Genomic DNA, 8,557 nt, shown 5'->3' on the forward strand with positions numbered 1-8,557 from the left:
CCCGCTCACAGCAGGCCGTGGCGCCCGAACACCTCGCGCCACGCGGCGAGCTTGCGCTCGAAGCTCCACGAGGCGTTGGCGGGGCTGGTCGAGGGCAGCCGGTAGACCGGCAGGCCGAGCGCGCGCGTGAGCGGCATCGAGCGCGCCGACTCGCCGCCGTTGTGCGCGACCGCCTCGAGGCCCGGCGCGATGCGCAGCAGCCCCGGCAGGTCGTTGAGTCGCGCGTCCTCGATCGCGCTGTCGAGGCTGCCCTCGCGCCGGCAGCTCGCGTACACGTCCCACAGGCCGAGGCCGCGTGCGCGCACCTCGTCGAGCCGCCGCGCGTAGGGCAGCGCGCGCAGGTCCACCGACCACAGCGCCGAGAGGATCGGCCAGAAGTGATTGCGCGGGTGGCCGTAGTACTGCTGCGCGCGCAGCGAGGCCTCGCCGGGGAAGCTGCCGAGCACCATCAGCCGCGTGCCGGGCGCGACCACCGGCGCGAGGCCCTGCAGCGGTGGGTCGCCGTCCGGCGCCGCCGCGCTCATCGCGCCAGTCCCGGCAGCGCCGCACGGGCGTTGTCGGCAGTGCGCTCGGCGGTCTCCGGCAGCGTCCAGCCGCGCAGCGCCGCGAGCGTCTGCGCGATGCGCGGCAGCTCCGAGGGCTCGTTGCGGCTGCCCTGCCCCGCCGCGCGCTCCCCGGCGGTGCGGTAGAGCCACTGCGGCGGGATGTCCGGCGCATCGGTCTCCAGCACGATGGCCTCGGCCGGCAGATCCGCCGCGAGGCGGCGGATCTGCAGCGCGCGCTCGAAGGTCATCGCGCCGCCGAGGCCTAGCTTGAAGCCCAGCTCGATGAAGGCCCGCGCCTGCTGCATGCTGCCGTTGAAGGCATGCGCGATGCCGCCCGGCACGCGCACGCGGCGCAGCGCCGCGAGCACCGCGTCCACCGAGCGCCGCACGTGCAGCAGCACCGGCAGGTCGTGCGCGCGCGCGAGCTTCAGCTGCTCCACCAGCAGCGCCTGCTGGCGCTCGCGGTCGAGCCCGGACACGAAGAAGTCGAGCCCGATCTCGCCGACCGCGACCAGCCGCTCGTCCTCGTGCGCTGCATCGAGCTCGAGCGCGAGCCGTGCCGCCGCGTCCTCCCCGGCCTGCACGACGTAGAGCGGATGCGTGCCGAGCGCGTAGGCGCCCTCGCACAGGTGCGCCGCGGCGCGCGTCGCGCCGAAGCCGTCCGGCAGCACCGCCGGCACGACGATGCGGTGCACGCCCGCCGCCTTCGCGCGCTGCACCACCGCCGTGCGGTCGGCGTCGAACTCCGGGGCGTCGAGATGGCAATGCGTGTCGATCCACATGGGAGCGGATCTTCGCAGCTCGCGCGCGGCACTGCAGGCCTTGCCCCTGCCCGGCGAGGGCCCGCTGCGCGACCCACGGCGCCCTCGCACCGGCCACCGGCCCGCGCGCTCCAACGCCGGCCGGACCGGCTGCCGGGCCCTACTTCCAGACGATCAGCGAGCTGTCGCCCAGGTGCCCGCTGGTCGCGCCGTTGCCGCGCAGCCGCGCCCGCACCTCGACGCGGTAGATGCCGGTGGGCAGGTTGAGGGCCACGGCGTTGACGGCGTTCATCTGCCAGCCGTCGTTCTGGGGCGTGTGGTTGACGCTGCAGAACGCATCGTTGTTGCCGTTGGTGGGCGGCAGGACGGTGATGACGTTGGTCGTGACGTTGCGCGCCACGATGTCCAGGTCCATCCAGATGTTGGCGCTGTTGTTGTTCTGGTTGTTGTTGCCGCCCGCCACCGCGCACTCGGCGGTGTAGCTCACGACGAGCCGCTCGCCCTGGATGAAGGCGAAGGTGGGCGACTCGAAGGTGCCGGGCGCCACCGGCACGTTCACCTGCCCCTGCGCGTTCTGGAAGGTGAAGTTGCCGTTGCGGGTCTGCGCGGACAGCGTGTCGGCCGACGCCGCGCCGGCCGCCGCCAATGCCAGCGCGGCCACCCCGCCCGCGCGCCATGGAAGTCGTCTACCGCTCATGAACTGCTCCTCGTCGCGGGCCGCAGGGAGAACCGGTGATGCTCGCAGCCCGAAATGCCGCATCCCCGTGGAGCGGGTCGCGGGCAGGGACAGCACGCCCCCGCCGCGACCGGTCTCCGGAAAACGCTCAGGATCCGGCGGCGCGCGCCTGCGGATCGTCGGCCTCGGCGCGCTGCTGCTCGTCGAGCAGCTGCAGCCGCTTGCGGGCCTCGGCCTGGATCGCCGCGCTCGGCACGTTGAGCGCCGACTCCAGCGCGGAACGCACGTCCTCGGCGCTGCCGGAGCGGCGCTCGAGATAGTTCTCGAAGGCCAGCAGGCGCACGCGCTCCGAGGCGTCGATCTCGAACAGCTGCCTGAGCGCGTCGTCCGGCACCGGGGCGTTGCCCGAGCGCGCCTGCAGCAGCGCCTGGTAGCGCGAGCTCTCGTCGCCGCTGCGGATCGCCTGCAGCACCTCCTGCTGTCGGGCCTCCCCGGCTGCGCCCGGACGCTCGCCGCGCGGGGCCGGCGCCGCGCCCTGGGTCCTCGCGTTCTCCTGGCGCGCGACCTCCTCCAGCACCGAGCGCCAGGGGCGCCTGTGCACGTCGATCGTCACGGTGCCGTCGGCGAACAGCGTGACCGGGCCGGGCGCAGCGGCCGCAGCCTCGGTCGTCCCGGCTGCCGGCGCCTGGAGCGGCGGGCGCGGGAAGGCGAGCACCGAGAGCCCGGGCGAGGACTCCGGGGACGGCTGCGCGGCCATGCCCGCCGGCGGGCCCCCGCTCACGGCCGGCGCGCCGGCCTCGCCCGACAGCCGCTCGTTGAGCATCCAGCCGCCCAGGGCCGAGGCCGTCACCATCGCCGCGCCGCCGAGAAGTCGCCACCCGCTCATCAGCCGTTTCCTTTCAAAGCGTGGCCGGGCGGTTATCCCGGCCGCCAGGCCGCAAGGCCCCGCCTTTTCGATCGCCCGGCACGAAGCGCATCGCCGCCGCGTAGAACACGGCGCCCGAATATGCCGCTGCCCTGGCGGCCGCTGCGATTCGAATCCCCGCCCTGCATTCAGGAAAATATCCGGCCTTTCGGCACGCCGATTCTCGAAGACCGCGCCAACCGGCTTCCGGAAACCTCTTCCCGGACATTCTCCAGGCGCAAGCTCACCCTCCTGCGCCCTGTCGAATTGCGGGAGATTCGAACCGACCCGATGCAGGATTCCTTTTTCCGCAGTGCCCTTTTCGATGCGATTTCTTTTGGAGCGGCGAGTTTCCGCTTCGCCCCGGCCTCATGCAAGCAGAAATGCTGTCCCCATCAGGGTTTTGCCGCACAAGGATTTACGAGCAGGCCGAAAGAACGACCCCAGACCCGAAAACGAGCATGAATTTCATTCGAATTGCAATCGGAATGCCGGAACGAGCGCGAATGCGGCTCGTCCGGGGCGCCCCCGCCGGAAAGCCTCGTGCCCGCGGGACCTCCGCGGTCTCGCGCCGGCACGAAGCGGGCACCGCCGAGGCGGGCCGCGTGGGCCGGCCCGGCCTACCAGGGCACGACGAACAGGGCGAACAGAAAAATCGCGAAGAGGATCGACAGCAAAAGAAACTTCATTCCGGGCCTCGAAGACGCAATGCGCCTCCCGGGGCATTCCATGTGCCCGGCACCGGCCGCAAGGGCGCTGCGTGCCGCCACAATGCGCAAAAGCCGCGCTTCCCCGGCAAGGAGTCCCGCTTGCGCCCTCTCCACGTCATCGCACTCACCGCCGTCGCGATGCTCGCCTTCGCGGGCAACTCGCTGCTGTGCCGCCTCGCACTGAAGGCCACCGCGATCGACGCCGCCAGCTTCACCGCGATCCGGCTCGTCTCGGGCGCGCTGGTGCTCGCGCTGATCGTGCGGCTGCGCGCGGGCGGGCAGCGCCCGCTCGGCGACTGGGGCTCCGCGGCGGCGCTGTTCGCCTATGCGGCGGCCTTCTCCTACGCCTACCTGTCGCTCAGCGCCGGCACCGGCGCGCTGCTGCTGTTCGGCGCGGTGCAGGCGACGATGATCGGCTGGGGCCTGTGGCGCGGCGAGCGCCTCGGCGGCTGGCAGTGGCTGGGCCTCGGCACCGCCGCCGCCGGGCTGGTCTGGCTGCTGCTGCCCGGGCTCGCCGCGCCGCCCTGGCAGGGCGCGACGCTGATGGTCGCGGCCGGCATCGCCTGGGGCATCTACTCGCTGCGCGGCCGCGGCGCGGGCGACGCGACCTGCGTCACCGCCGGCAACTTCCTGCGCGCCGCGCTGCTGGGGCTCGCACTGGGCGCGATCACGCTGCCCTGGGCTTCGCTCGACGCGGCAGGCGCCGGCTACGCGGTGGCCTCCGGCGCGGTGGCGTCCGGGATGGGCTATGCGGTCTGGTACACCGCGCTGCGCGGCCTCAAGGCCACCACCGCCGCGACGATGCAGCTCAGCGTGCCGGTGCTCGCGGCGCTCGGCGGCGTGCTCTTCCTCGCCGAGCCGCTGACCGCGCGGCTCGGGCTCAGCACCGCCGCGGTGATCGGCGGCATCGCGCTCGTGATCCTGATGAAGAAGCCGGCTGCGGGCGCCGCGCCCGCTGCGGCGGCCGGGGTTCAGCCCGCGAGCCGCCCCTGATCCGCGCCGCGGGGCGGGCGGTGGTCGAGCCGGCCCTGGTCGAGGCGCAGCACGCGGTCGCAGCGCGCGGCGAGCGCCTCGTCGTGCGTGACCATCACGAAGGCGGTGCCGTGCTGGCGCGCGAGCGACAGCATCAGCTCGAACACCTGCGCCGCGGTCGCGCGGTCGAGGTTGCCGGTCGGCTCGTCGGCCAGCACGCAGGCCGGTCGCGTGACGAGCGCGCGCGCGATCGCGACGCGCTGGCGCTCGCCGCCGGAGAGCTCGGCCGGGCGGTGGCGCACGCGCTCGGCCAGGCCCACCTCGGCGAGCACCGCCTGCGCCGCGTCGCGCGCCACCGGCTGGTCCATGCGGCGGATGCGCAGCGGCATCGCGACGTTGTCGATCGCGCTGAACTCGGGCAGCAGGTGGTGGAACTGGTAGACGAAGCCGAGGTGCTCGTTGCGCAGCCGGCCCTGCTCGGCGGCGCCGAGACTCGCGAGATCCTGGCCGCGCAACTGCACGCTGCCCTCGGTCGGCGCGTCCAGCCCGCCGAGCAGGTGCAGCAGCGTGCTCTTGCCCGAGCCCGAGGCGCCGACGATCGCGAGCGTCTCGCCCGCGAACACCTCGATGTCCACGCCGCGCAGCACGTGCACGTCGAGCCGGCCCTCGCGATAGCGCTTGTGCAGGTTGCGCCCGGCCAGCACCGGGGACTTGAAGGCATCACTCATAGCGCAGCGCCTCGGCAGGGTTGACGCGGCTGGCGCGCCAGCTCGGGTAGATCGTCGCGACGAAGGCGAGCAGCAGCGAGATCACGCCGATCGGCACGATGTCGCCGGCCTGCGGGTCGCTCGGCATGCGGCTGATCAGGTAGATGTTGGCCGGCAGGAACGAGGCGCCGAGCGCGCGCTCGATCGCCGGCACGATCACGTCGATGTTGAACGCGACCGCGAGGCCGAGCAGCAGGCCGCCCGCGGTGCCGATGATGCCGCTGAGCGCCCCCTGCACCATGAAGATGCCCATGACTGAGGAGGGGCTCGCGCCGAGCGTGCGCAGGATCGCGATGTCGGCGCGCTTGTCGGTCACGGTCATCACGAGCGTCGAGACGAGGTTGAAGGCGGCGACCGCGACGATCAGCGTCAGGATGATGAACATCATGCGCTTCTCGAGCTGCACCGCGTCGAACCAGTTGCGGTTCTGGCGCGTCCAGTCGCGCACCACCGCGTCGCCGCCGAAGCGCTCGGCCAACTCGCGCGCGACGGCCGGCGCGGCGTGCACGTCCGCGAGGCGCAGCTGCACGCCGGTCGGCCCCTCGACGCGGAAGAGCCGGGCCGCGTCCTCGATGTGCATCAGCGCGAGCGCGCTGTCGTACTCGTAGTGGCCCGAGTCGAAGATGCCCGCCACGGTCATCTGGCGCATGCGCGGCACGACGCCGGCGGGCGTGACCTGGCCGCTGGGCGCGAGCAGCGTGATGCGGTCGCCCGCCATCACGCCGAGCGAGCGCGCGAGCTCGCCGCCGATCACGATGCCCCACTCGCCGGGCACGAGCCTGGCAAAGGCGGTGTCGCGCAGCTGCGCGCCGAGCGGCGTGACGCCGGGCTCGTCGGCGGGCGAGATGCCGCGCACCAGCACGCCGCGCATGTCGTCGCCGCGCGCGATCAGCGCCTGCGCGGCGATGAAGGGCGCGGCGCCCTGCACCGCGGGATGCTCGCGGGCGCGCGCCGCGCTCGCCTGCCAGTCGGCGAGCGCGGCGCCGCCCGGCGCCATCAGCTCGACATGCGAGATCACCGACAGCATGCGGTCGCGCACCTCCTTCTGGAAGCCGTTCATCACCGACAGCACGATGATCAGCGCCGCGACCCCGAGCGCGATGCCGAGCATCGACACGCCCGAGATGAAGGAGATGAAGCCGTTGCGGCGCGTGGCGCGGCCGGCGCGGGTGTAGCGCCAGCCGATCTGGAGTTCGTAGGGCCAGTTCATGTGTGGGCGCGATGCTAGCAGGCAGGGCTCGCCGCACCGCGGCGTCGCCCCGTCGGGACCGGCGCGCCGCGGGCACGGCGGCAAAAACCCGCCCCTTCTCGCCGCTTCGGTCGCGCCGAGGACGCCGCTTGACACAACTTGATACAAGACTTTAGGCTGATGGCGACCCGGTATCGAGGAAAGGACGGATTCCTTGCGGAGCTTGCCGATTGAAACCGGATCTTTTCGCCGGTTCCTGCGCCCCGGTTCCGCGCGGCGGATTCTCCGCGGGCGGCAGTTTTCATTCGCACCGGGCACGAACGATCCCGAAGAGAGGTTTCCGATGGCAAAGCGCTTCCTGCTGGCACTCGCGACGGTGCTCCTGTTTCCGCCTGCGCTCGCCCAGCCCGACACGGCCCGTCCCCCGTCTGCCAGGGAGCTCGGCGCGCGGTTCGAGGAGGTGAAGCAGGACCGGAAGGCGGCCGAGGCGCTTTTCAAGACCGGCCGCAAGGTCGCGGCCGTGTGCGCGCATTGCCACGGCGAGGGCGGCAACAGCCTCAAGCCCGACATTCCCAACCTGGCGGGGCAGAACCCGTCCTACCTGCTCGAGCAGTTGCGCCAGTTCGCCGAGGGCCGGCGCCGCAACGAGTTCATGGAAGGCATGATCAAGGCGATGAACAGCGACGAGAAGATCGGCATGGTGCTGTTCTACGCCGCGCAGCAGGTGACGCCCCTGCCGCCCCCGAATGCCGCGCTGGCGGCCAGGGGACGCGAGTATTACGACAAGGTCTGCTTCCGCTGCCACGGCAGCGACGGACGCGGCAACGAGCAGATGGCCCGCATCGCCGGGCAGCAGCCCGACTACCTGCGCACGACGCTCAGGCGCTACCGCGCCGGCAACGGCGTGCGGGTCAACCCGCTGATGGCCAGCAACACCCGGCTGATGACGGATGCGGACATCGAGGCGGTCGTCGGGCTCTGTTGCACAAATGGCGGTGCTGTCGGTTAGGGCGCGGCGCTTGACAGCCTCGGTAGGCTGAAGGCGTGACGAAGCAAGACGACAAGGCGGCGCGCCGCTACAAGACAACGAACTGGGCCCAGTACAACGCGGCGCTGAAGGCGCGGGGCTCGCTGCTGGTATGGCTCGACCGGGACATGCAGTGGCTGGCCGCGCCGCAGGCCAGGCGCGGACGCAACCGGACCTTCTCGGACGCGGCAATCCAGTTCTGCCTGAGCGTGAAGTGCCTGTTCGGTCTGGCGCTGCGCCAGAGCATCGGGATGGTCGAGAGCCTGCTCAAGCTCGCAGGACTGCAGTGGCCGGTGCCGGACTTCAGCACGCTGAGCCGTCGGCAGAAGGACCTGCAGGTGCACATCGGCTACCGGCCCAGTCCGGCGCTGCACCTGCTGGTCGACAGCACCGGCGTGAAGATGCTCGGCGAGGGGGAGTGGAAGCGCAAGAAGCACGGTGCCGACTACGCCCGGCGCTGGCTCAAGGTGCACCTGGGCATCGATGCGCAGACCCTGGAGATTCGCGCTATCGAGGTCACCGACAGCGCGGTGGGCGACGCGCCAATGCTGCCTGCGCTGCTGCAGCAAGTCAGCGACTCCATCGCCAGCGTCAGCGGCGACGGCGCCTACGACACGCGGGGCTGCCATGAGGCCATTGCTCAGCGTCAGGCCGCCGCCGTCATCCCCACGCGCAGCAACGCGCGGCTGTGGAAGAAGTGGCTGACGACGGGTGCACTGGCCCGTAACGAGACGATGCGCGCGATCCAGCGCCTGGGACGCAGCATCTGGAAGACCTGGAGCGGCTACCACCGCCGCAGCCTCGTGGAGACCAAGATGCGCTGCTTCAAGCTGCTGGGCGAGCGTGTCATGGCCCGCACCTTCGATCGCCAAGTCGCCGAGTTGCAGGTGCGCGCTGCGCTGCTCAACCGCTTCACCCAGCTCGGCCGGCCGCAAACAGTGGCCATGGCATAACTCCGCCCGGGGTCAGGGGAAGCTCCCCCTCAATTCATTTGTGCAACAGAGCC

Annotated in this window: 10 protein-coding genes; 4 read left to right on the plus strand and 6 right to left on the minus strand. The window is 71.9% G+C overall.

Features of this window, described 5'->3' with window-relative positions:
• Positions 1-5 precede the first annotated feature (5 nt).
• The 4 genes from D3A59_RS01225 to D3A59_RS01240 form a co-directional block, all read right to left on the minus strand.
• Complete coding sequence (locus D3A59_RS01225; protein WP_119153110.1) at positions 6-524, minus strand: DNA-deoxyinosine glycosylase; 519 nt, start codon at positions 522-524, stop codon at positions 6-8.
• Positions 521-1,327, minus strand: a complete 807-nt coding sequence (locus D3A59_RS01230; RefSeq protein ID WP_119153111.1) for a TatD family hydrolase — start codon at positions 1,325-1,327, stop codon at positions 521-523. The genes D3A59_RS01225 and D3A59_RS01230 overlap by 4 nt, the downstream gene beginning before the upstream one ends.
• Positions 1,328-1,466: 139 nt before the next feature.
• Entirely contained in the window at positions 1,467-2,003 is a 537-nt protein-coding gene (locus D3A59_RS01235) for a hypothetical protein (RefSeq protein ID WP_157991343.1), read from the minus strand.
• A 127-nt stretch (positions 2,004-2,130) separates the two neighbouring features.
• Positions 2,131-2,868 carry a hypothetical protein gene (locus D3A59_RS01240; protein ID WP_119153113.1) on the minus strand — a complete coding sequence of 246 codons (738 nt, stop codon included), beginning with the start codon at positions 2,866-2,868 and terminating at the stop codon, positions 2,131-2,133.
• A 120-nt stretch (positions 2,869-2,988) separates the two neighbouring features.
• Between D3A59_RS01240 and D3A59_RS25145 the strand changes: the two genes are divergently transcribed.
• Positions 2,989-3,351: a hypothetical protein gene (locus D3A59_RS25145; protein WP_157991344.1), complete on the plus strand. Its 363-nt coding sequence runs from the start codon at positions 2,989-2,991 to the stop codon at positions 3,349-3,351.
• Positions 3,352-3,695: 344 nt separating this feature from the next.
• The gene (locus D3A59_RS01245) at positions 3,696-4,589 is read left to right on the plus strand and encodes a DMT family transporter (protein WP_419187224.1); all 894 of its coding nucleotides are present in this window, start codon (positions 3,696-3,698) and stop codon (positions 4,587-4,589) included.
• Here the strand turns inward: D3A59_RS01245 and lolD are convergent.
• On the minus strand, positions 4,568-5,296 hold the full coding sequence (gene lolD, locus D3A59_RS01250) for a lipoprotein-releasing ABC transporter ATP-binding protein LolD (RefSeq protein ID WP_119153114.1): 729 nt from the start codon (positions 5,294-5,296) through the stop codon (positions 4,568-4,570). The genes D3A59_RS01245 and lolD overlap by 22 nt on opposite strands.
• Positions 5,289-6,545 (minus strand): lipoprotein-releasing ABC transporter permease subunit, encoded by a 1,257-nt coding sequence (locus D3A59_RS01255; RefSeq protein ID WP_119153115.1) that lies wholly within the window; start codon positions 6,543-6,545, stop codon positions 5,289-5,291. The genes lolD and D3A59_RS01255 overlap by 8 nt, the downstream gene beginning before the upstream one ends.
• A 322-nt stretch (positions 6,546-6,867) precedes the next feature.
• Between D3A59_RS01255 and D3A59_RS01260 the strand changes: the two genes are divergently transcribed.
• Together D3A59_RS01260 and D3A59_RS01265 are read left to right on the plus strand one after the other, a co-directional pair.
• Complete coding sequence (locus tag D3A59_RS01260; protein WP_119153116.1) at positions 6,868-7,533, plus strand: c-type cytochrome; 666 nt, start codon at positions 6,868-6,870, stop codon at positions 7,531-7,533.
• A 35-nt stretch (positions 7,534-7,568) separates the two neighbouring features.
• The gene (locus D3A59_RS01265; RefSeq protein WP_119153117.1) at positions 7,569-8,504 is read left to right on the plus strand and encodes an IS5 family transposase; all 936 of its coding nucleotides are present in this window, start codon (positions 7,569-7,571) and stop codon (positions 8,502-8,504) included.
• The last annotated feature ends 53 nt before the right edge of the window (positions 8,505-8,557 follow it).

The sequence above is a fragment of the Caldimonas tepidiphila genome, assembly GCF_003569765.1.
Lineage (GTDB): Bacteria > Pseudomonadota > Gammaproteobacteria > Burkholderiales > Burkholderiaceae_C > Caldimonas > Caldimonas tepidiphila.